Origin of the sequence: Microbacterium sp. SA156 (assembly GCF_049065455.1) — a bacterium.
In the GTDB taxonomy this organism is placed as follows: Bacteria; Actinomycetota; Actinomycetes; order Actinomycetales; family Microbacteriaceae; genus Microbacterium; species Microbacterium barkeri.
Window position 1 is genome coordinate 57,391 of the sequence record NZ_JBAKGU010000005.1, and the last position, 21,913, is coordinate 79,303.

The 21,913-nt window shown below is 71.3% G+C and carries 16 protein-coding genes; 13 read left to right on the forward strand and 3 right to left on the reverse strand.

Annotation, left to right across the window (positions count from 1 at the left end; all coding sequences use genetic code 11):
- Positions 1-100: 100 nt before the first annotated feature.
- The 3 genes from ACOWU6_RS06290 to ACOWU6_RS06300 all read right to left on the reverse strand — a co-directional run bounded on the left by ACOWU6_RS06290 (position 101) and on the right by ACOWU6_RS06300 (position 3,848).
- The gene (locus tag ACOWU6_RS06290; RefSeq protein WP_421075117.1) at positions 101-1,279 is read right to left on the reverse strand and encodes an ROK family transcriptional regulator; all 1,179 of its coding nucleotides are present in this window, start codon (positions 1,277-1,279) and stop codon (positions 101-103) included.
- Positions 1,280-1,365: 86 nt separating this feature from the next.
- Positions 1,366-2,376, reverse strand: coding sequence for an ABC transporter permease (locus ACOWU6_RS06295; RefSeq protein WP_282978857.1), 1,011 nt, complete (start codon positions 2,374-2,376; stop codon positions 1,366-1,368).
- A complete protein-coding gene (locus tag ACOWU6_RS06300; RefSeq protein WP_421075229.1) occupies positions 2,373-3,848 on the reverse strand; it encodes a sugar ABC transporter ATP-binding protein in 1,476 nt (491 codons plus the stop codon). Before ACOWU6_RS06300 ends, ACOWU6_RS06295 begins: the two co-directional genes overlap by 4 nt.
- A gap of 155 nt (positions 3,849-4,003) precedes the next feature.
- On the opposite strand from ACOWU6_RS06300, the gene ACOWU6_RS06305 reads away from it, so the two are divergent.
- The 13 genes from ACOWU6_RS06305 (at position 4,004) to ACOWU6_RS06365 (ending at position 21,824) form a co-directional block, all read left to right on the forward strand.
- Positions 4,004-5,056, forward strand: coding sequence for a substrate-binding domain-containing protein (locus ACOWU6_RS06305; RefSeq protein WP_271173013.1), 1,053 nt, complete (start codon positions 4,004-4,006; stop codon positions 5,054-5,056).
- A gap of 176 nt (positions 5,057-5,232) precedes the next feature.
- On the forward strand, positions 5,233-5,997 hold the full coding sequence (locus ACOWU6_RS06310) for a sugar phosphate isomerase/epimerase (RefSeq protein WP_324013655.1): 765 nt from the start codon (positions 5,233-5,235) through the stop codon (positions 5,995-5,997).
- Positions 5,998-6,035: 38 nt separating this feature from the next.
- Positions 6,036-7,148, forward strand: a complete 1,113-nt coding sequence (locus ACOWU6_RS06315) for a Gfo/Idh/MocA family protein (RefSeq protein ID WP_282978855.1) — start codon at positions 6,036-6,038, stop codon at positions 7,146-7,148.
- A complete protein-coding gene (locus ACOWU6_RS06320) occupies positions 7,138-8,220 on the forward strand; it encodes a Gfo/Idh/MocA family oxidoreductase (protein WP_324013656.1) in 1,083 nt (360 codons plus the stop codon). Before ACOWU6_RS06315 ends, ACOWU6_RS06320 begins: the two co-directional genes overlap by 11 nt.
- A gap of 17 nt (positions 8,221-8,237) precedes the next feature.
- Entirely contained in the window at positions 8,238-9,251 is a 1,014-nt protein-coding gene (locus ACOWU6_RS06325; RefSeq protein WP_421075118.1) for a sugar phosphate isomerase/epimerase family protein, read from the forward strand.
- A gap of 130 nt (positions 9,252-9,381) precedes the next feature.
- Positions 9,382-10,857, forward strand: coding sequence for a C-glycoside deglycosidase beta subunit domain-containing protein (locus tag ACOWU6_RS06330; RefSeq protein WP_421075119.1), 1,476 nt, complete (start codon positions 9,382-9,384; stop codon positions 10,855-10,857).
- A gap of 160 nt (positions 10,858-11,017) precedes the next feature.
- The gene (locus tag ACOWU6_RS06335; protein WP_421075120.1) at positions 11,018-12,310 is read left to right on the forward strand and encodes an ABC transporter substrate-binding protein; all 1,293 of its coding nucleotides are present in this window, start codon (positions 11,018-11,020) and stop codon (positions 12,308-12,310) included.
- Between the two features lie 175 nt (positions 12,311-12,485).
- On the forward strand, positions 12,486-13,775 hold the full coding sequence (locus ACOWU6_RS06340) for an extracellular solute-binding protein (RefSeq protein ID WP_421075121.1): 1,290 nt from the start codon (positions 12,486-12,488) through the stop codon (positions 13,773-13,775).
- A 26-nt stretch (positions 13,776-13,801) separates the two neighbouring features.
- The gene (locus ACOWU6_RS06345; protein WP_421075122.1) at positions 13,802-14,776 is read left to right on the forward strand and encodes a carbohydrate ABC transporter permease; all 975 of its coding nucleotides are present in this window, start codon (positions 13,802-13,804) and stop codon (positions 14,774-14,776) included.
- A gap of 1 nt (position 14,777) precedes the next feature.
- The gene (locus ACOWU6_RS06350) at positions 14,778-15,614 is read left to right on the forward strand and encodes a carbohydrate ABC transporter permease (protein ID WP_271173004.1); all 837 of its coding nucleotides are present in this window, start codon (positions 14,778-14,780) and stop codon (positions 15,612-15,614) included.
- Positions 15,611-17,119, forward strand: coding sequence for a family 43 glycosylhydrolase (locus tag ACOWU6_RS06355; protein WP_421075123.1), 1,509 nt, complete (start codon positions 15,611-15,613; stop codon positions 17,117-17,119). The genes ACOWU6_RS06350 and ACOWU6_RS06355 overlap by 4 nt, the downstream gene beginning before the upstream one ends.
- The gene (locus tag ACOWU6_RS06360) at positions 17,116-19,245 is read left to right on the forward strand and encodes a glycoside hydrolase family 3 N-terminal domain-containing protein (protein ID WP_421075124.1); all 2,130 of its coding nucleotides are present in this window, start codon (positions 17,116-17,118) and stop codon (positions 19,243-19,245) included. Before ACOWU6_RS06355 ends, ACOWU6_RS06360 begins: the two co-directional genes overlap by 4 nt.
- Positions 19,242-21,824, forward strand: coding sequence for a hypothetical protein (locus ACOWU6_RS06365; RefSeq protein ID WP_421075125.1), 2,583 nt, complete (start codon positions 19,242-19,244; stop codon positions 21,822-21,824). Before ACOWU6_RS06360 ends, ACOWU6_RS06365 begins: the two co-directional genes overlap by 4 nt.
- Positions 21,825-21,913: the final 89 nt, after the last annotated feature.

Below are 21,913 nucleotides of genomic sequence, written 5' to 3' on the forward strand. Positions count from 1 at the left end.
ACGGCCGGTTTTCGGGCGGCAACTGCGACTTGGACAGATGGCGGCGGTCCGGAGGGACGGATGGCGGAGGGTAGGCGGATGGCGGCGGTCCGGGAGGCGGTCAGGCCGGGGCGAAGGCCGTCGAGAGGCCGGCGGGCGAGAGCGCGTGCTCGACGGCGAGGATGCTCGCGCCGATCACGGCCGCCTTCGACGCGGCGGTCGACTGCACGATCGTGAGGTGCTCTGTCGCGAGCGGGGTGGAGCGCGTGTAGACGATCTCGCGCACGCCGGCGATGAGGTGCTCGCTCACGCGCGCCATCGATCCGCCGATCGAGATGACCGAGGGGTTGAGGAGACTGACCGACGCGGTGAGCACCTCGCCGATGTCGCGCCCGGCCTGGCGCACCGCCTGGATGGCCTCGAGGCTGCCGTGTTTGACGAGCGCGACGACATCGTCGCCCGTGTGCGCCTCGACGCCCTGGTCGCGCAGCGTGCGGGCAATCGCGGGCCCGGACGCGAGAGCCTCGAGACACCCGTGGTTGCCGCAATGGCACGGGACGTCGACCCCGCGCGCCACGCGCACGTGCCCGATGTCGCCCGCGATGCCCTGTGCTCCGCGCTGCAGCCGGCCATCCGACACGATGCCCGCGCCGATGCCGGTCGCGACCTTCACGAAGAGGAAGTGGTCGACGCCCGGCCACGCGACCGCGCGCTCGCCGAGCGCCGAGATGTTGACGTCGTTGTCGACGAGCACCGCGACGGGGAAGTGCCGCTGCACCCACGCCGGGACGTCGAAGCGATCCCACCCCGGCATGATCGGCGGATTGACGGGCTGCCCGGTCGAGTGCTCGACCGGGCCGGGCAGGCCGATCCCGATGGCGGCGACGTCGGCAGACGATCGCTCGGTCTCGTCGAGAAGCCGCTGCGCGGACTCGACGAGCCACGTGAGCACCGCCTCGGGGCCCTGCGCGATCTCGACGCGCTCGCTCGCCTCGGCGAGGATGGCGCCGGTCAGGTCGGTGATCGCGACGTTCGCATGCGACGCGCCCAGGTCGGCGGCGACCACCACCTTCGCGGACGGGTTGAGCGCGAACTGCGATGGCGGCCGTCCTCCCGTCGAGACGGCGTCGGCGACCGCCGTGATGAGCCCCATGCGCATGAGCTCGTCGACCCGCGCGGCGACGGTCGAACGAGCGAGCCCCGTCGACTTGGCGAGCTCGGCGCGCGTGCGCGGCACCCCGTCGCGGAGCAGCTGGAAGAGGTCGCCGACGTCGGCGCGCCCCGTCGGGCTATCGGACATGCGCACTCACCTTCTCGCGCCGGCAGAAGTCGGCCGACTTCTGCCGTGATCCGTCATCCTACGTGCCGGTGTCGGCGGAAGCCGCGTCAGCTGCTGCGCGACGGCCGCCCGGCGAAGCGCTGCTGGAGCAGCACCGCGATGACGATGATCACGCCCTTGGCGACCGCCTGCGTCGAGGAGGACAGGTTGTTCTGAACGAAGACGTTGCTGAGCGTCGCGAAGATGAGGACGCCGAAGACCGTTCCGGTGATCGTGCCGCGGCCGCCCGTGAGAAGCGTGCCGCCGACGACGACCGCGGCGATCGCATCGAGTTCCCACAGCGAGCCGTGCGTCGAGGTGCCCGCGGTCGTGCGGCCGAGCAGCATGATCGCGGCGACGCCGGCGGCCAGGCCGCTGAGCGCGTAGAGCCACATCGTGTGCCGCTTCACCGCGATGCCCGCGAGGCGCGCGGCCTCGCGATTGCCGCCGATCGCGACCGTGCGGCGGCCGAAGGTCGTGCGGTTCAGGAGGAACCAGCCGCCCGCGGCGACGACGGCGAAGATCCAGATGAGCATGTCGATGCCGAGGATGTCGATGTTGAGCGCGCGGATGAAGTCGCGATCCGACACGATGAGCGTGCGGTTGTTCGCGAGGAGCTCGGCCAGGCCGCGCGCTCCGACGAGCATCGCGAGCGTCGCCATGAACGCCACGACCTTGCCGTACGCGATCACGACCCCGTTGATGAGGCCGGCTGCGGCGCCGACGACGAGCGCGATGAGCATCATGAGCGTCCAGTGCACCGAGTCGGCGAGGTCCTGCACGGCCGCGAGCGTCGCCACGACCGAGGCCAGGGCCACCACCGCGCCCACGGAGAGGTCGATCCCGCCCGCGATGATGACGAAGGTCATCGCGATGCTGACCACGCCGATGATCGACGCCTGGCGCAGGATGACGAGCGCGTTGTCGAAGGTCGGGAACGTCCCGGGCGCCGTGATCGCCCCCACGACGACGAGCGCGAGGAGCGCGAGCACGAGGCCGAGGTTGCGTCCGACGGATCCCGAGAAGATCCGCCGCAGGGGCGAGGCCTGCGGCTCGGCGGCGGGGCTCTGCACGCTCATGCGGCGGCTCCTTTCATGACGAGATCGAGCACGCCGTGCTCGTCGATGTCGGATGCGGGAAGACGATCGAGCACGCGCCCGTCGCCGATGACGAGCACGGTGTCGGCGAGGCCGAGCACCTCGGGGATCTCGCTCGAGACGATGACGATCGCGGTCCCCGACGCGGCCAGCCGCCGGATGAGCCCGTAGATCTCGGCACGGGCGCCGACGTCGACGCCGCGGGTCGGCTCGTCGAGCAGCAGCACCCGGCTGCCCTCCACGAGCCATCGGGCGAGGAGGATCTTCTGCTGGTTGCCGCCGGAGAGCGTGGCCGCCGGACGGTCGGGGTCGGCGGGCCGCAGCTCGAGGGCGTCCATCTGCTCCCTCGCGACGCGGCGCTCGGCCCGCTCGTCGAGCACGCCCCGTCGCGCGATGCGAGGGAACGTCGACAGCGTGATGTTGCGGAAGATCGGCTCGCCGAGCACGAGCCCCTGCGACTTGCGCTCCTCGGGGCTGAGGCCCATCCCGGCCTTCACCGCGGCCGTGACCGATCCGCGCGGCAGCGGGCGGCCATCCCGCTTCACGGTGCCCGCGGTCGCTCGCCGCGCCCCGTAGATCGTCTCGAGGATCTCCGAGCGACCCGATCCGACCAGCCCTGCGAGGCCCACGATCTCCCCCGCGCGCACGGAGAACGACACGTCGTCGAAGACGCCGGCCAAGCCGAGTCCCTCGACCTCGAGCAGCACCGGCGCGTCCGGTGCGATGGGCGTGGCGGGCGGGAAGACGTTCTCGACCGTCCGACCCGTCATATGGCGGATGAGGTCGGCCGTGGGGGTGTCGGCGACGGAGAGGTTGCTGGCCGTGCTGCGGCCGTCCTTGAGGACGGTGATGCGATCGCCGATCGCGCGGATCTCCTCGAGCCGGTGGGTGATGTAGATGACGGCGATGCCCTGGGCGGTCAGCTCGCGCACGACGTGGAAGAGGTTGCGGACCTCCTCGGCGTCGAGCACGGCCGACGGCTCGTCCATCACGATGAGGCGGATGTCGTGCGACAGCGCGCGCGCCATGCTCACGATCTGCTTGCCCGCTGCGCTCAGCGAGCCGACCTCCGCGTGCGGCGAGATGCCGCCGTGACCGAGGCGCTCCAGCAGTCGGCGCGTCTCGCGAGCGGCATCGCGCCGCCGGGTGACGCCGCCGCGCGCGAGCTCGTGCCCGAGGAAGATGTTCTCGGCGACGGTGAGATCGTCGACGACGTCGAGCTCCTGGTACATCGTCGCGATGCCGTGATCGATCGCCGCCTGGGGGCTCGTGATCGCGATCGGCTCGCCGTTCCAGCGGATCTCGCCGGCGTCGGGCTCGTGCGCGCCGGCGAGGGTCTTGATGAGCGTGGACTTCCCCGCGCCGTTCTGGCCCAGGAGGCAGTGCACCTCGCCCGGGAGCACGTCCAGGTCGACCCCGCGCAGGGCCTGCACTCCCGCGAAGCTCTTCTCGATTCCGCGGACCGAGAGTAATGACGCGGCGTGGTCGTCTTTGATCACGGCTGAAACCTAACACCGCGGGGCTTCTGCTGTCGATGAGTCAGAACCTGTACAGGCGTCCGCAAGGCTGTTAGCTTGACCGCATCTGCATCACGTTTCAAGGAGGAGACATGGGCACAGTGCGCACGCGCGCAGGACGCGCTGCGGTCGCGGGGATGGCGGCACTCGCGACGATCGGCCTGCTCGCCGGGTGCACCAGCGACGGCGACGAGGGCGAGGGCGACGTCGTCGACCAGGGCACGACGAGCGACGAGAACGCCGAGGAGGGCGACACGGTCGTCATCGGATGGTCGGGGCCGGAGGCCGATCACGGCTGGCTGGGCGCGATCAACTCCGGCGCGCTCGCCGCGGCTGAGAGCTTCGGCGACGTCGAGCTGCGGCAGGCGGAGGGCACGAACGACGCGAGTCAGCAGATCGCGGCGGTCGAGCAGTTCATCAACGAGGGAGTCGACGCCATCGTCCTGCTCCCGACGGATGGCGCCGCGCTCACCGAGGTCGCGATCCAGGCGATGGAGGCGGGCATCCCGGTCATCAACGTCGACCGGGAGTTCTCGAGCACGTTCGCCTCGCGCGTCACCATCCTCGGCGACAACTACGGCATGGGCGTGAGCGCCGGCACCTACATCTGCGAGGAGCTCGAGGGGCAGAGCGACGCGGTCGTCGCCGAGATCGCGGGCATCGACTCCCTCCCGCTCACGCAGGACCGGTCGCAGGGCTTCGCCGACGCCCTCGAGGACTGCGGTCTCGAGGTGTCGGCCCGCGTGGCCGCCGACTTCACCGTGGCCGGCGGCGAGGCGGCGGCCTCGCAGCTGCTCTCGGCGAACCCCGAGATCGACGCGATCTGGAACCACGACGACGACCAGGGCGTCGGCGTGATGGCGGCGATCGAGGCCGCGGGCCGCGACGAGTTCTTCCTCGTGGGCGGCGCAGGCAGCGTCAACATGATGGAGCGGATCGAGGCGGACGACAGCGTCATCAAGGCGACGGTCATCTACCCCTCGACGCAGGCGGCCGACGGCATCGCGCTCGCGCGTCTCGTCGCGCAGGAGAAGACGATGAGCGATCTCGTCACGCCGAGCGTGCCGTATCGGATCGTGCTCGACGCGCCCGTCGTGACGAAGGACAACGTCGAGGAGTTCATCGACCTCGCCTTCGAGTCCTGACGGGTCGAGCCCGGAAGAGCCAAGGAGGAGGCGCCCGCGGGGGAGGCGGGCGCCTCCTCCTCTGTCTGTGAACACGCAACTTTTGCTTGTTGATCGACGGAAGTCCTGATACCGTCGGGGACGCGCCTGCGAGAGCGCGCCATCCCCCGAGACCTCACCGTCGAGAGAAGAGTCACATGACCTCTGCCCCCGCCATCGCGCTCCAGCTCTACACGATCCGAGAGGCGGTGGCCGAGGATGCGGGTGCCGCACTCGCCCGCGCCGCCGAGATCGGCTTCGAGCGGATCGAGCTCTTCAACATCGTCGAGTGGCGCGCGCAGCTCGAGGCGGGCCTCGCCGCGCACGGCCTCACCGCTCCCACCGCGCACGCGGTGCTCTCGAGCGGCGAGCCCGAGCAGTTCTTCGAGGCCGCGCAGGCCCTCGGCGTGAAGACGCTCATCGACCCGTTCATCGCGCCCGAGCGCTGGACGAGCCGCGACGAGGTCCTCCGCATCGCCGACGAGCTCGCCGCGCACGCCGAGAAGGCGAAGGCGTACGGCCTCGCGTTCGGCTACCACAACCACTTCTGGGAGGTGGAGAACGTCTTCGACGGCGAGACGGCCCTCGAGGTCCTCGCCGGCGCCCTCCCGGCCGACGTCGGTCTCGAGGTCGATGCGTACTGGGCCGCCGTCGGCGGCGCGGACGTGCCCGCTCTGCTCACGTCGCTCGGCGACCGGGTCCGGCAGCTCCACATCAAGGACGCGCCCCTCGTCGACGGCGCGCTGAGCAAGGACCGCGAGGACCAGCTGCCCGCGGGACAGGGCGCGATCGCGTGGCAGCCCGTGCTCGCCGCCGCACCCGCGGCCGAGCTGCTCGTCGTCGAGTTCGACGAGTACCGCGGCGACATCTTCGACGGCATCGCCCAGGGCCTCGCGGGAACGCGCGCGCTGCTCGGCGCGTGACAGCCGCCATCCCGAACCAGAGAGAAAGAGAGCGTCCCGTGAGCGGACACCACCCCGTCGGCGTCGGATTCATCGGCGCGGGGATGATCAGCGACACCTACCTCGAGCACCTCGCGCAGTTCCCCGACGTCGAAGTCGTCGCGGTCGGCGACATCGACACCGTGCGCGCGAAGGCGCAGGCCGAGAAGCACGGCGTGCCGGTGTCGGGCTCGCCCGACGAGATCCTCGCGCACCCCGATGTCGAGCTCGTCGTGAACCTCACGATCCCGGCGGTGCACGCCGAGGTGTCGCTCGCGGCGATCGACGCCGGCAAGCACGTGTGGAGCGAGAAGCCGATCGCGGTCGACTTCGCCTCGGGTCAGGGCCTCGTGAAGCGCGCCGCCGAGAAGGGCCTGCGCGTGGGCATCGCCCCCGACACGGTGCTCGGCCGCGGCGTGCAGAGCGCGCTGCGGGCGATCGCGCGCGGCGAGATCGGCCAGCCGATCGGCGCGTCGACGGCGATGATGAGCCTCGGCCCCGACAAGTGGCACCCGAACCCCGACTTCTTCTTCCTGCCCGGCGCCGGACCGGTCTTCGACATGGGCCCGTACTACCTGACGACGCTCGTCAACGTGTTCGGCTCGGTCGCGAAGGCCTCGGCCTTCGGTCTCACGAGCACGCCCACCCGCACGGTCGTCGCGGGCGACCGCGCGGGCGCGGAGTTCCCCGTGCTCGTCCCGACGCACGTCAACGCGAACCTCGAGTTCGAGGGTGGAGGAACGAGCTCGAGCATCTTCAGCTGGGAGTCGCCCCTCATGCGCATGGGCGTGGTCGAGATCACCGGCACCGAGGGCACCCTCTCGATCCCGGACCCGAACATGTTCGAGGGGCCGCTGCGGATCATCCGCGCGGGCGGCGACCCGCGCGAGCAGCAGTGGGAGGAGCTCGAGAGCGACGGCGTCGTGGGCGGCCGCGGTCTGGGCGTGATCGACATGGTGCGCGCCATCCGGGAGGACCGCCCGCACCGCGCGTCGGGCGAGATCGGCCTGCACGTGCTCGAGACGATGATCGCGATCGAGCGGTCCATCGAGACCGGCGAGACGGTCGCGGTCGAGAGCCGGATCGAGCGCCCCGCGCCGATCCCCGCGGACTGGACGCCCTATGAGCTCTGAGATCGGAGCCGGCTTCGTCGGCGGCGGGTTCATGGCGCGCGTGCACAGCCGGGCCGCGCGGGCTGCCGGCGCCCGACTGCGCGGCATCAGCTCGTCGTCGGCCGAGCGGGCCTCCTCTGCCGCGGCCGACCTCGACATCGAGAACGCCTTCTCGGGCTACGACGCGCTCCTCGACGACCACGACGTCGACGTCGTGCACGTGTGCACGCCGAACGCGCAGCACGCCGAGCAGACGCTCGCGGCGCTCGCGGCAGGCAAGCACGTCGTGTGCGAGAAGCCGATCGCCACGACCTCGGCCGACGCGCGCCGCCTCGTGGAGGCGCAGGCCGGCTCGGGTCTCGTCGGCGCCGTCCCGTTCGTCTACCGCTACCACCCGATGGTCCGCGAGGCGCGCGCCCGCATCGCCGAGAGCGGCGAGGCCGTGCTCTCGATCGACGCGGCGTACCTCCAGGACTGGCTGCTGGGCGCCGAGGACGGCAACTGGCGAGCCGGCGCGGAGGGCGGCGCATCCCGCGCGTTCGCCGACATCGGATCGCACTTGTTCGACCTCCTCGAGTTCGTGACGGGCGAGCGGGTCGTGAAGCTCAGCGCGCTCACCCGCACCGTCTTCGAGGAGCGCGCGGGGCATCCGGTCGCGAACGAGGACATCGCGGCCGTCCTGTTCCAGCTCTCGGGAGGGGCACCCGGCACGGCGCTCGTCAGCCAGATGGCGGCCGGCCGGAAGAACGGTCTCGTGCTCGAGGTCCACACGGGCGATGCGGCCTACCGCTTCGAGCAGGAGCGCCCCGAGGACCTGTGGATCGGCCGGCGCGACGGCTCGCTCCTGCTCCCGCGTGAGGAGGGCCTGCTCGCCCCCGACGCCGCGCGCCTGTGCCGCGTCCCCTCGGGTCACCCGATGGGGTACCAGGACGCGTTCAACGCCTTCGTGTCGGACGCGTACGCCGCGACCGCAGGGGCGGAGCCCGAGGGGCTGCCGTCATTCCGCGACGGCCTGCGCGCCGCGCAGCTGACCGAGGCCGTCGTCGAGTCCGCGCGCACGGGCGCGTGGGTCGAGACGCCGGTCGACGCATGACGACCGGAGGAGGATCCATGAGCGAGGCGCGGCATCCCGTCACGCTGTTCACCGGCCAGTGGGCCGACATGCCGTTCGAGGAGCTCGCGCGCCGGGCGGCCGAGTGGGGCTACGACGGCCTCGAGATCGCCGCGTCGGGCGACCACCTCGATCTGCAGCGGGCCGACGAGGACGACGCGTACGTGCAGTCGCGTCTCGACATCCTGGACCGCTACGGGCTCAAGGTGTGGGCGATCTCGAACCACCTCGCCGGGCAGGCCGTGTGCGACGACCCGATCGACTTCCGCCATCAGGCGATCCTGCGCGACTACGTGTGGGGGGATGGCGATGGCGAGGGCGTGCGCCGGCGCGCGGCCGAGGACATGAAGCGGGCCGCCCGCGTCGCGCGCAAGTTCGGCGTCGACACGGTCGTCGGCTTCACGGGATCGAAGATCTGGCCCTACGTCGCGATGTTCCCGCCCGTTCCCGCCGACGTCATCGACGCGGGCTACGAGGACTTCGCGAACCGGTGGAACCCGATCCTCGACGTGTTCGACGCCGAGGGCGTGCGGTTCGCGCACGAGGTGCACCCCTCCGAGATCGCCTACGACTACTGGACGAGCGTCCGGACCCTCGAGGCCATCGAGCGGCGCGAGGCCTTCGGGTTCAACTGGGACCCGTCGCACATGGCGTGGCAGGGCGTCGACACGGTCGCGTTCATCACGGACTTCGCCGACCGGATCTACCACGTCGACTGCAAGGACACGCGGATCCGCAGGGCATCCGGTCGGCAGGGCATCCTCGGGTCGCACCTCGCGTGGGGCGACCCGCGGCGAGGGTGGGATTTCGTCTCGACCGGGCACGGCGACATCCCGTGGGAGGACGCGTTCCGCGCGCTCGCCGCGATCGGCTACGACGGCCCGATCTCGATCGAGTGGGAGGACGCCGGGATGGACCGGCTGCACGGGGCAGCCGAGGCGGTCGGCTACATCCGCTCGCTGCTGTGGAAGCTCCCCGAGGCGTCGTTCGACGCCGCGTTCAGCAACCAGTAGACGCACCCGGCACGGCGCCGCCCCGGGGTTCCGGGGCGGCGCCGTCGTGTGCTCCGTCGGGCTTATGTTGAAAAGAGGCCAAAGTAGGTCTACTCTCGGCGTATACGAATCCGCCGACGAAGGAGTCGCCATGCCCAACGGTCTGCTCGATGCCGCGAGCCTCCGCGTCCACCCCCACGGAGCGGCGCTCCAGCTCACCATCCCGTGGTACCGGAGCCTCTGGCTGTCCTCCGTCACGAGCCTCGCCCTCACGGTCGACGGCGAGCAGGTTCCCGAGAGCGATCTCGCCTTCGAGCTGAACGGCACGCGCTACGCGATCGCCGACCTCCCGCAGCAGAGCGACGTCCTCTGGTATCTGCAGGACCATCCGCTTCTCATCATCCGCCGCGAGGCGCCGATCGCTCTCGGCGAGACGCACGAGATCGTGCTGCATGGCGAGCTGCGCCTGCCCTACATGCAGATCGCGCCGGGGCAGGACGGCGGCCCCGGGCTGTACGTGCCGAACGTCGTGCACCATGAGCTGACGCTCACGGCCACCGACCGCGACGCCGCGCCCGTCGGCCTCGAGCTCGAGGTGCCGCCGGCGCCCGAGCGATCCGATGACGACCCGTTCCGTCTCGGCCTGACGCTGTACTCCGCGAGCGCGGAGTTCCGGGCCGGGTGGTACGACTTCGACGGCCTGCTCGATCGCGTCGCCGAGCTCGGCATCGGCCCGGGCATCGAGATCGTCGCATCGCAGATGGTGCCGACCTACCCGCGGGTGTCGGAGGAGTTCGAGCGCGCGTGGCGCGCGGCGTTCGACCGGCACGGCTTCGAGGCGAGCTCGTTCGGCGCGAACCTCGACATGGGGCGTCGACGCGACCGCGACATGACGCCCGATGAGGAGTTCGAGGTCACCGAGCTGCTCTTCCGCGGCGCGAAGCGCCTCGGCTTCCCGCTCGTGCGCATCCAGTCGGCCAAGCCCGACCTGCTGCGTCGGCTGCTGCCCGTGGCCGAGGAGCTCGACCTCCGTCTCGCGTACGAGATCCACGCGCCCTCCGGGCCGAACGCCCCCGAGGTGCTGCGCATCCGCGACCTCTACGCCGAGCTCGACTCGCCCCTGCTGGGCTTCGTCGCCGACTTCTCGGCGACGATGCGCGCCATGTCGCCGACGCTGCTGCGCGCCGTGCGGCGCGCGGGCCTCGACGACGAGGCCGTCACGCGGCTGCAGGAGATCTGGGCGACGGATGAGCCCATGCGCGCACGGCAGGAGGAGTTCATCGCGTACCTGCGCGGTCGCGACTTCGACCCGGGCCGGCTCGGCTCGTTCGCCCACCTGGCCTTCAACATGCACGGCCACGTCGACCCGCGGGAGTGGGCCGACATCATGCCGCAGATCCTGCACGTGCACGCCAAGTTCTACGACATCGACGAAGCCGGCCAGGAGCCCGCGATCGACTACCCCGAGCTCGTGCGCGTGTTCGTGGAGGGCGGCTATCGCGGCTTCTGGTCGAGCGAGTGGGAGGGTCACGCGTTCGCCGAGCTCGGCGAGGTCGACCCGCTCGCCCTCGTGCGGCGCCAGCACGACCTCATCCGCGCGAGCATGCGCACCGGGCAGCCCGCCTGAGCACGGGCAGCCCGACCGAGCACGGGCGGCTTCCACGCGGGTGATAACCCGCATCGGAAACACTTATGTGACTTTCTGACGTAACGCGGTCATGCTGTGGACAGGAGCACCCGAGCTCCTGTCCCTGCACTTCCGACGACGATGTCAGAAAGGCCAGATCATGACACAGCGCACCACGCGGCGGCTCGCCGCGATCGCCATCCCCGCCGCGGGCCTCATCCTCCTCGCAGGATGCGCGGGCGGCTCGGATGGCTCGGGCGACGGAGGCGACGACGGGGGAGAGTCCGTCGAGTTCAGCTTCATGTACGCCACCTCGAACAACCTCGAGAGCCCCTACGAGACCCTCGCGAACGAGTACATGGAGGCGCACGACGGCGTCACCATCACGACGAACCCGCTCCCGAACGACAGCTACGGCGAGACGCTCCGCACGCAGCTGCAGGCCGGCAACGCCCCCGACGTCATCCAGACCACCCCCGGATCGGGCGACCCCCGCAGCGTCGTCCCGCTCGCCGAGGCCGGCTTCCTCGAGCCGCTCGGCGACACCGCGGCCGGTCTCGTGCCCGAGGGCGCCGATGCGCTCTTCACGGTCGACGGGGAGGTCTACGGGCAGCCCATGGACTTCACCCTCTCGACGCTCGTCGTGAACATGTCCGCCGCCGCGGAGGCGGGGCTCGACGACTTCCCCGCGACGACGGACGAGCTGCTCGCCTCCTGTGGCGAGGTCGCCGAGAACGGCGCGTCGCTCGTCGTGCTCGCGGGCGCCGCCGCGCCCAACGCGGGCCTCACGGCCCAGGCGATCGCCGCGACGCGCGTGTACGCCGAGACGCCCGACTGGAACGACCAGCGCGCCGCAGGCGAGGTGACCTTCGCCGAGAGCGACGGATGGCACGACGTGCTGCAGACGATCCTCGACATGAAGGGCGCCGGGTGCTTCCAGCCCGGCGCCGAGGGCGCCGGCTTCGACGCCATCACGAACGGCCTCGCGCAGGGCACCTCGCTCGGGAGCTTCATCCCGTCGGGGTCGGCCGTCGAGATCGGCCGTGCCGCGCCCGACGTGGAGTGGGCCATCCAGCCCTTCCCGCCCGCTGACGGCGGCGACCCGTACCTCATCGCGAGCTCGAACTACACGATCTCGATCAACGCGGCGTCGGAGAACAAGGAGGCGGCGGCCGAGTTCCTCGAGTGGCTCGCGCAGCCCGAGCAGGCGGAGCGCTTCTCCGAGCTCTCCGGCGAGCTCCCCGTCTCCGGCATCGAGGGCCTCGACCTCACGGGCACGATCTACGAGCCCGTGGCGGATCTCCTGCAGTCCGGCCACTACGCGGGGCTCCCGAACGCGTTCTGGAAGGGCGAGGTCTACGAGAAGCTCTCGAGCGGCGTGCAGGGCCTGCTCACGGGCCAGAAGACGGTCGACGCCGTCCTCGCCGACATGGACGCGGCCTGGGGCGACTGACTTGCGACAGGGGGATCGGCGGGCGGAAGCGCCCGCCGATCCCTGTCCGCACCGGCTTATGTCGGATATCGAAATTAGTTATGTGTGTTTTCGACCTAGGTGGTCGATACTGAAGGGGGCCCCGCACCTGGGCGGGAGCCGCAGCACTCGACGACGACGTCAGAAGGGCAACGACATGACACAGCAGCGTCGCATCATCCGGGCAGGCGCCCTCGCAGGAACCGCCGCGATCGGAGCGCTTGTGCTCGCGAGCTGCTCGACCTCCGCCGGCGGCGGCGCGGGAGACGGCCAGAGCTTCTCGCTCGCGTTCCCCGTCTCGAACGAGGCGAAGACCCCGTACGAGATCCTCGCTGAGCAGTACATGGAGGAGAACCCCGACGTCGAGATCACGATCGACAAGCTGCCCGGCGAGAGCTACAACACGACGATCCGGACCCAGCTGCAGGGCGGCAACGCCTCCGACATCTTCCTCTCCGCTCCCGGCAACGGCCAGTCCTTCAGCATCGTCCCGCTCGCCGAGGCCGGGCTCCTCGAGCCGCTCGGCGAGACGGCGACGAGCCTCATCCCCGACGGCTCGGAGCACCAGTTCGTCGTCGACGGCGCCGTGTACGGGCAGCCGCTGAACATCGCGCCCGCGGGCGTCGTCGTGAACCAGACGGCCGCCGAGGCCGCCGGCATCACGGAGTACCCGGCCGACTGGCAGGGCGTGCTCGACGCGTGCGAGACGGCGGCCCAGGCGGGCGGCTCGTACTTCGTCGTGGCCGGCTCGATCCCGCCCAACGCGGGCATGATGGCGCAGGCGGTCGCCGCGACGCGCGTGTACGCCGAGGACCCCGACTGGAACACGCAGCGCGCCGACGGCGAGGTCACCTTCGCCGACAGCGAGGGATGGCAGCAGACGCTCCAGGCGATCGTCGACATGAAGGACGCGGGGTGCTTCCAGCCCGGTGTCGAGGGCGCGGGCTTCGACGCCATCACGAACGGACTCGTCCAGGGCACGTCGAGCGCGATGTTCGGCCCGAGCGGCGTCACGCGCGACCTCGGCGAGGCCGCGGGCGGCGAGGCGGCCTTCGTCGCGCAGACGTTCCCGCCCGCAGACGCGGCCGACGGCGCGTTCGGCTACGCCAGCTCGACCTACTCGTACTCGATCCCGGCGTCGTCGAAGAACAAGGACGCGGCGAAGGCGTTCCTCGAGTGGATGGCCGAGCCCGCGCAGGCGGAGACGGTCGCCGAGGAGTCGGGCACGCTCCCGATCACGGGCTACGCCGAGATGGACTTCACGGGCACGGCGTTCGAGCCGCTGGCCGACATGCTCGCGGCGGGCGACTTCGTGCCGCTGCCGAACTCCGACTGGTCGAACCCCGCCGTGTACGACGCCCTCGGCGCCGGCGTGCAGGGTCTCCTCACCGGTCAGAAGACGGTCGAGCAGGTGCTCACCGAGATGGACACGGCCTGGGGCGAGTGACCCGGCCGGACGCGAGGGACAGGACGATGACCGCGATGCTGCAGCACGACACAGCCGACGAATCGGCGACGGAGGCCGTCGTCGTCCCCCGAAGCGGCAAGCGGCGGGGGCTGCGCCCGAAGGCGCGGCCCCGCCGCCCCGGCCTGCTGACGTTCGGGCACTGGTGGTGGGCCCTTCCGGGCATCCTCATGGTGCTCGGCATCCACTACGCCGCGACGATCGCGGGCGGCTTCTTCGCCTTCACGGACTGGACGGGCCTCGGCTCGTTCGAGTTCGTCGGCTTCGCGAACTTCGAGCGCATCTTCGGCGACCCCTCGAAGATGCTCGCGCTGGGGAACACCCTCTTCCTGGCGTTCGGCTCGGTGATCCTCACCAACGTCCTGGGTCTCGCGCTCGCCGTCGCCCTCAACCGGCTGCTCAAGACGCGGTACATCCTCCGCACGCTCTTCTTCATGCCCGTGGTGCTGAGCCCGCTCGCCGTCGCCTACATCTGGAAGTTCATCTTCGACTTCAACGGACCGCTCAACGCGTTCCTCACGGCGATCGGGATGGGCGACCTCGCCCGCGCGTGGCTCGGCGACCCGACGTTCGCGATCTGGACCATCCTCATTGTGATCGTCTGGCAGCAGACCGGCTTCTCGATGGTCATCTACGCCGCGGGCCTCGCGGGGGTCCCGGTCGAGATCGAGGAAGCCGCGACGATCGACGGGACCACGTTGTGGCAGCGGTTCTGGCACGTGACGCTCCCGGCCATCCGCCCTGCCGTCGCGATCGCGACCACGCTCGGCCTCGTGAACGGCCTCCGCATCTTCGACCAGATCATGGCGCTCACCGGCGGAGGCCCCGCCGGCGCCACCGAGACCCTCGCGACCGAGGTCTACAAGCAGGCGTTCTCGCTCGGCCAGTTCGGGTACGGCGCCGCGCTCGCCCTCGTGCTCACCGCGGTCATCCTCGTCTTCGCGATCATCCAGCAGCGCGTGACGCAGGAGAAGGAGGACTGACATGTTCCGCTACACGAAGCTCACCGCGGTCCGCGAGGTGCTCATCTGGGTGCTCGCGCTCGTGTTCCTGCTGCCGTTCTTCTTCCTCGTCTCCACCGCGCTGAAGACCGACGAGGAGGTCTTCCGCTCCTCGCCGCTCGCGCTCCCCGAGGCGCCGCAGCTCGCCAACTTCGTCGACCTGTTCGCCGCGCAGGGGCAGGGCAACATCCTCGCCGGGCTCGTGAACTCGGTCGTCCTCACCCTCGGGGCGATCCTCGGCCTCGTGCTGCTCGGCTCGCTGACGGGGTACGTCATCATGCGCTCGACGCAGCGGTGGACGAAGGGCGCCTACTACCTCTTCCTCATCGCGATCATCCTGCCCGCGCAGCTCGGCACCGTGCCCCTGTACATCGGGGCGCGCGCGATCGGGCTCACCGGCTCGCTGTGGGGGATGATCATCCTCTACACGGGGATGATGCTGCCGCTCGCGATCTTCCTCTACGCGGGGTTCTTCCGCGGCCTCGGCACGGAGTACGAGGAGGCCGCCGCGATCGACGGCGCCACCCGGACGCAGATCTTCTTCCGGATCGTGCTCCCGCTCATGGCCCCCGCGACCGGCACGGTCGCCATCCTCACGGGTCTCATCGTGTGGAACGACTTCATGACCGCGCTCATCTTCCTCGGCGGATCCGACGCGCAGACCCTGCCGGTCGCGATGTACTACTTCATCGGATCGCTCGTGTCGCAGTGGAACAAGATCTTCGCGATCGTGCTCGTCTCGATGATCCCGATCCTCGCGTTCTACCTCGTCGCGCAGAAGAAGTTCATCCAGGGCTTCGCAGGCGGTCTCAAGGGATGAGCGCCTCCCTGCAGCGGACGCCCGCCGACCTCGGCGATGGGACGTTCCGCAACCCGATCCTGCCCGGCGACCGTCCGGATCCCTCTGTCCTGCGCGTGGGTGACGCGTACTACCTGACCTGCTCGTCCTTCGACGCCTCACCGGGGCTCGCGCTCTGGCGCTCGCAGGATCTCGTCTCCTGGTCGTTCGCGGGCACGGCGCTCGAGCATCCGCTGAGCACCGTGTTCGCGCCCGACCTCGTCGAGCACGGCGGCCGGTACTTCATCTACTTCCCGTTCATCCCGAGCGCATGGGGCGACGCGCGGATCGACGACGCGCAGGTCTGGGTCGTGCACGCCGATCACCCGGAGGGCCCGTGGAGCGCGCCCGTCTTCACCGGCATCTCGGGTGCCATCGATCCGGGTCACGTCGTCGGCGAAGACGGAGAGCGGTACCTCTTCGTCAACGGCATCCGCCGCTGCCGCCTCTCCGCCGACGGCCTCACGGCGGTGACGCCGCTCGAGCAGGCGTATGACGGGTGGCAGTACCCGGATGAGTGGATCACGGAGTCCTACGCGCTGGAGGGGCCGAAGTTCTTCCGCCGCGGCGAATGGATCTACCTCGTCAGCGCCGTGGGCGGCACGGGCGGGCCGGCGACCGGACACATGGTGATCGTGGCGCGCTCGCGGTCGGTGCTCGGCCCGTGGGAGAACGCCCCCGGCAATCCGATCGCTCGCACACGGTCGGACGACGAGGCGTGGTGGTCGCGCGGGCACGCGACGATCCTCGAGGGCCGAGACGGCCGCTGGTGGATGGTCTCGCACGGGTACGCGCGTCGCTTCCGCACACTCGGACGCCAGGCCCTCCTCGAGCCGATCGAGTGGACCGAGGACGGATGGCCGGTGGCGCCCGCGGAGGACCTCGGCGCCCCGCTTCCGAAGCCCGCGCCCGGAAGGCCCCACGCGGTTCCCGCGCCGTCGGACGACTTCGCGGAGCCCGCGTGGGGCGAGCGGTGGGTGTTCGACGACCCGGGTCGCGACGAGCTCGACCGGGTGCGCTTCGATGGAGGGCTCGTGCTGCGGGGCAAGGGCGCGTCGCCCGCCGATGCGTCGCCGCTCACGACGTGGGCGATGGACAGGGCGTTCGAGATCGAGGTCGAGATCGAGGTGCCGGACGGCACGGAGGCGGGGCTCCTCCTCTGGTTCAACCCGCGGATGTTCTACGGAATGAGCTGGGACGGGCGGACGCTCGCGAGCTATGCCGGGGGCATCCGGACGCACCGCCGCGAGCAGGTTGAGCCGGGTTCGATCATCCAGCTGCGCCTCGTCGACGATCAGCACATCGTGACCGGATGGTTCCGCCGTCCGGGTGAGGAGTGGAGCCGTCACGGCGTGCGCTACGACGTCGAGGGAGCCCACTCGGCGACCCTCCAGGACCTGAAGAGCCTCCGACCCGCCCTCTTCGCGGCCGGAGACGGCGCCGCGACCTTCCGCGGGTTCCGCTACCGCGTGCGGGAGGCGTCATGAGCGCCCGCGTCGAGGCACTGCTCGCTCGCCTCAGCTGGGAGCAGAAGCTCGCCCAGATGCAGATCGTGTGGCGTCGGGATCTCGGCGAGGCGACCGCGCTCGCACGGCGCGGCATCGGCGCGCTCTTCTGGCCCGCATCGGCACGCGAGACCAATCAGCTTCAGCGCGCGGCCGTCGAGTCCGTCGGCGTCCCGCTGCTCATCGCGCTCGACGTCGTGCACGGTCAGCGCACGATCTTCCCCACTCCGCTCGCGCAGGCCGCGTCGTTCGACCGCGCCGTCGCCGCCGCGGACGCCCGCGTCTCGGCCCGCGAGGCGCGCTCGGGTGGCGTGAACTGGACCTACTCCCCGATGGTCGATGTGACCCGAGACTCCCGGTGGGGGCGCGTGGTCGAGGGCTTCGGCGAGGACGCGCTCCTCACCTCGACGCTCGGCGCCGTCAAGGCGCGCGCCTACCGCGCGGAGGGCGTCGCGGCCTGCCTCAAGCACTTCGCGGCCTACGGGGCCGCGGAGGCCGGACGCGACTACAACACCGCCGACGTCTCCCGGCGACGCCTGCGCGACGTGTACCTCGAGCCCTTCCGCGCGGGAGCGCACGCCGGCGCGGATACGGTCATGGCGGCGTTCACCTCCCTCAACGGGCGCCCGATGCACGCCAATGCGCCGCTGCTCACCGGGGTGCTCAAGGGCGAGTGGGGATTCGAGGGCCTCGTCGTGGGCGACGCCGAGGGGGTTGCGCAGCTCGTCGCCCACGGCGTCGCCGAGACCGAGAAGGATGCGATCCGCCAGGCGATCGAGGCCGGCGTCGACATCGTCATGGGGGGAGCGGAGCTCGTCGACGCGCAGGGCGCCGCCCTGCTCGCGCCCGGCGAGGTCGACGCGGACCGCGTCGACGACGCCGTGCGCCGCATCCTGTCGCTCAAGGAGCGGCTCGGGCTCCTCGACGATCCGTTCGTCCGAGAGGAGGCGGAGATCCTCGCGCCGACCGAGGAGTCGCTCGCCGCCGCGCGGTCGGCCGCCGAGCGCTGCATCGTGCTCCTGCGGAACGAGGGCGCGCTGCCCCTCGCGCCGCGGGGACGCGTCCTCGTCACGGGGCCGTACGCCCGGAGCCTCGATCACCTGGGCGCATGGGTGCAGCACTTCGCCGCGCCGGCGACATCGACCCTCGCGGACGCGCTCGCCGCGGAGCTCCCGGAGGTCGACTGGGTGGAGGCGGCCGGCTCTGGCTTCCTCTCCGGCTCCGACGAGGACATCGCCGAGGCGGTCTCGCGCGCAGCCGATGCCGACCTCGTCATCGTGGCGGCGGGTGAGCCGAGCCGGCTCTCGGGCGAAGCCGCGTCGCGGGCGGACGTCGCGCTCCCGGCCGCGCAGACGCGGCTCATCCACGCCCTCGCCGACGCGGGTGCCCGTGTCGTCGTGGTGCTGCACACGGGGCGGCCCCTGGTCGTCGAGGACTGGATCGAGCGCGTCGACGCGGTGCTGTGCACCTGGCACCTCGGCACGCAGGCGGCACCGGCCATCGCGGGCGCCCTCTCCGGACGCGTGAACCCGGGCGGCCGGCTGCCGATGACGTTCCCGCGGGCCGTCGGGCAGATCCCGATCCATCACGACCACGAGCGCACGGGACGACCCGCGCGGACCGGCGGCGAACTCCTCGACCCCGCGGCGGTCGATGACGAGACCATCCTCGGCCCCAACAACACCGACGACCACTACACGTCGAAGTTCCTCGATCTGCCGCTCGGCCCGCGGTTCGCGTTCGGCCACGGGCTCTCCTATACGACCTTCGCCCTCGACGATCTGGAGGTCGTCCGCGACGACGGCGGATGGCTCGTGTCGGTGCGCGTCCGGAACACCGGCGTGCACGACGGCGATGACGTCGTCCTGCTCTTCGCGAGCGACGAGTGCGCGAGCGTCGCTCAGCCGGTCCGCCGTCTGCGCGGCTTCGAGCGCGTCGCCGTCCCCTCCGGAGGCGCGGCGCGCGTCGCCTTCCGGCTCGAGGCGTCCGACCTGGGCTTCTGGACCGACGACGAGCGGTTCGTCATCGAGCCAGGGGGCTTCGAGCTCGCCGTGGAGGACGGCATGTCCGCCGTGCGGACGCGGATCGTGCTCGAGGAGGCCTCATGACGCTCCCGCAGCTCCGCGACGTCGTCGACGGCGTCGTCCCGAACGCGATCATGCCGCTGTTCTGGCAGAAGGGCGGCCCGGTCGAGACGATCGTCGAGGAGGCGCACCGCATCGCCGACGCGGGGATCGGCGCGGTCATCCTCGAGGCGCGGCCGCATCCGGAGTTCCTGGGCGACGGATGGTGGCGCGACGTCGACGCCGTGCTCGAGGTGGCGCGCGAGCGTGGGCTCAGGGTCTGGTTCTTCGACGACGACACGTTCCCGACCGGCCATGCGGCGGGCGCCCTCGAAGGCGCGCCCGCCGAGCGGCGCCGCCGGTTCCTCGCCGAGCGGCACACCGACGCGGTCGGGCCCGCCCGCGGAGCGTCGTTCATCGTCGACCGGCGGAAGTTCTTCGGCCCCGAGGCGGGGTGGGATCCAGGCCAGCTCGTCCGCGTCGTCGCCTACCGGCGCGAGGAGGGCGGCGAGGCGCTCATCGGAGAGCCGATCGACCTCACCGAGCGCATCGCCGACGGCCGCGTCTTCTGGGACGTGCCGGAAGGGCACTGGCGCGTGTTCTTCGTGTCGGTCGTGTCCGACGGGGCGAGCGAGCGGCATCGCGACCACCTCTCCTACATCGACGCCGATGCGACGCGCCTGCTCCTCGACACCGTGCACGAGGCCATCCACGCGCGGTACGCCGACGACTTCGGGGGCGTCATCGCGGGCTTCTTCACCGACGAGCCCGGGTTCTACAACGACCGCGAGACGTTCGACTTCACCTCGACGGTCGGCAAGCCGGGCGTCGTCCTGCCGTGGCACCCCGACCTGGGCCTCGATCCGCTCGCCGCGCCCCTGCTGTGGTGGGACGGCGATGGGGCGACACGGACGCGCCTGGCGTACATGGACGCCCTCACGCGCCTCTACGAGCGCAGCTTCGCGCGGCCCGTCGGGGAGTGGTGCCGTGCGCACGGCGTCGAGCACATCGGCCACGTCGTCGAGGACAACGGCGCGCACATGCGACTCGGCCCCGGCGCCGGCCACTACTTCCGCGCGATGGCCGGGCAGGACATGGCGGGCGTGGACGTCATCGGCGCGCAGGTCGTGCCGGGGTTCGGCCGAGGGCCGCTTGCGAACATGGCCGGCGCGGGCGACGGCGAGTTCTTCCAGTTCGGTCTCGCGAAGCTCGCGTCGTCGGCCGCGCACATCGACCCGCTCAAGCGCGGTCGCTCGATGTGCGAGGCATTCGGCGCGTACGGCTGGTCGTTCGGCCTGCGGCATCAGGCGTGGGTGACGTCGCACCTCCTCGTCCGCGGCGTGACGCACATCGTGCCGCACGCGTACTCCCCGGCCGAGTACCCCGACCTCGACTGCCCGCCGCACTTCTTCGCGCGCGGACGGAATCCCCAGTACCGCCACCAGGCGGTGCTGAGCGCGTACACGAACCGGGTGAGCCACCTTCTGTCGGGTGGGCGGCACATCGCGCCCGCCGCGGTGCTGTATCCCGCCGAGGCCGACTGGCTCGGGCGGGCGATGCCGGCGGAGCGCCCCGTCCGCCTGCTCGCGGAGGCGCAGATCGACGCCGACATCGTGCCCGCCGACGCGCTCCACGATGCGGTCGTCGCGGATGGCGCGCTGCGGGTCCATGAGGAGGCCTACGACGTGCTCGTCGTCCCGGGCAGCGCGCTGCTGCCCGATTCGACGGCGCGGACACTGCAGCGACTCGCGCAGGACGGCCTCCCGGTGCTCTTCGTCGACGAGGTGCCGGCGGTCGCGGACGGTGACACGCGCCTTCTGCAGAGCGCCTTCGCGCCCGTCGCGCGGGCGGGGCTCGCGGCCGCCGTCGCCGAGCGCACCGCGCGCGCCGTGCGCGTCGCCGCGCCTGCCCCCGAGCTCCGCGTGCACCGTGTCGACCAGGGCGCCGCCGATGTCGTCATGCTCATGAACGAGGGCGTCCGCGCCACGCTCCCGGTGCGCGTCGCGGTTCCGCGCGGCGGCGAGGCGGTCTCCGTCGACCCGTGGACGGGGACGCTCCGCGCGGTCGCTCACGAGGGTGGAGCGGACGAGGTCGCGATCGACGTGACGCTCGCCCCGGGGGAGACCGCGCTCCTCATCGTGGGCGATCCCGCCGCGTGGGCCGGGATGCCCGTCGCGCCGCTGCGCGAGCGCGCCACGCCATCGCCCGTCCCGGGGCCCTGGCGCATCGAGACGGCCTCGGCTCTCGCCTACCCCGCCTTCGAGGCGTGGCGGAGCATCGACGACCTCGTCCCGCTCGACCGGCCGGGGCTCCTGCCCCGCTTCAGCGGGACCATCCGCTACACGACCCGCGTCCTCGGGCATACGCCATCCGCGCCCGCCGTGATCGACCTCGGCGAAGTCCACGAGGTCGCGCAGGTGTTCGTGAACGGGGCCGATCTCGGAGTGCGGGTCGCGCCGCCCTACCGCTACGACGTGCCGGCGGGCGTCCTCACGGGCGACGACGAGCTCGTCGTCGAGGTCGTGAACACGCTCGCGAAGGAGCAGCCCGACTTCTTCTCGGCATGGGCCGCGCAGGAGCCGACCGGCCTGCTCGGACCCGTCGTGATCGAGGGGGCCCGATGAGCACCCGCCGATTCGAGGACGGCCGGATCGTCGAGCACGGGGGCGGCGCCTCCGTGCATGCCGTCCACGACCATCCGATGTTCTGATCC

Excerpts from the sequence above, each read along its gene's own strand:
- ACOWU6_RS06325 (WP_421075118.1), top strand. The coding sequence starts at position 8,238 with ATGAGCGAGGCGCGGCATCCCGTCACGCTGTTCACCGGCCAGTGGGCC.
- ACOWU6_RS06290 (WP_421075117.1), bottom strand. The coding sequence starts at position 1,279 with ATGTCCGATAGCCCGACGGGGCGCGCCGACGTCGGCGACCTCTTCCAG.
- ACOWU6_RS06345 (WP_421075122.1), top strand. The coding sequence starts at position 13,802 with ATGACCGCGATGCTGCAGCACGACACAGCCGACGAATCGGCGACGGAG.
- ACOWU6_RS06305 (WP_271173013.1), top strand. The coding sequence starts at position 4,004 with ATGGGCACAGTGCGCACGCGCGCAGGACGCGCTGCGGTCGCGGGGATG.
- ACOWU6_RS06295 (WP_282978857.1), bottom strand. The coding sequence starts at position 2,376 with ATGAGCGTGCAGAGCCCCGCCGCCGAGCCGCAGGCCTCGCCCCTGCGG.
- ACOWU6_RS06330 (WP_421075119.1), top strand. The coding sequence starts at position 9,382 with ATGCCCAACGGTCTGCTCGATGCCGCGAGCCTCCGCGTCCACCCCCAC.
- ACOWU6_RS06365 (WP_421075125.1), top strand. The coding sequence starts at position 19,242 with ATGACGCTCCCGCAGCTCCGCGACGTCGTCGACGGCGTCGTCCCGAAC.
- ACOWU6_RS06335 (WP_421075120.1), top strand. The coding sequence starts at position 11,018 with ATGACACAGCGCACCACGCGGCGGCTCGCCGCGATCGCCATCCCCGCC.
- ACOWU6_RS06340 (WP_421075121.1), top strand. The coding sequence starts at position 12,486 with ATGACACAGCAGCGTCGCATCATCCGGGCAGGCGCCCTCGCAGGAACC.
- ACOWU6_RS06355 (WP_421075123.1), top strand. The coding sequence starts at position 15,611 with ATGAGCGCCTCCCTGCAGCGGACGCCCGCCGACCTCGGCGATGGGACG.
- ACOWU6_RS06360 (WP_421075124.1), top strand. The coding sequence starts at position 17,116 with ATGAGCGCCCGCGTCGAGGCACTGCTCGCTCGCCTCAGCTGGGAGCAG.
- ACOWU6_RS06310 (WP_324013655.1), top strand. The coding sequence starts at position 5,233 with ATGACCTCTGCCCCCGCCATCGCGCTCCAGCTCTACACGATCCGAGAG.
- ACOWU6_RS06350 (WP_271173004.1), top strand. The coding sequence starts at position 14,778 with ATGTTCCGCTACACGAAGCTCACCGCGGTCCGCGAGGTGCTCATCTGG.
- ACOWU6_RS06320 (WP_324013656.1), top strand. The coding sequence starts at position 7,138 with ATGAGCTCTGAGATCGGAGCCGGCTTCGTCGGCGGCGGGTTCATGGCG.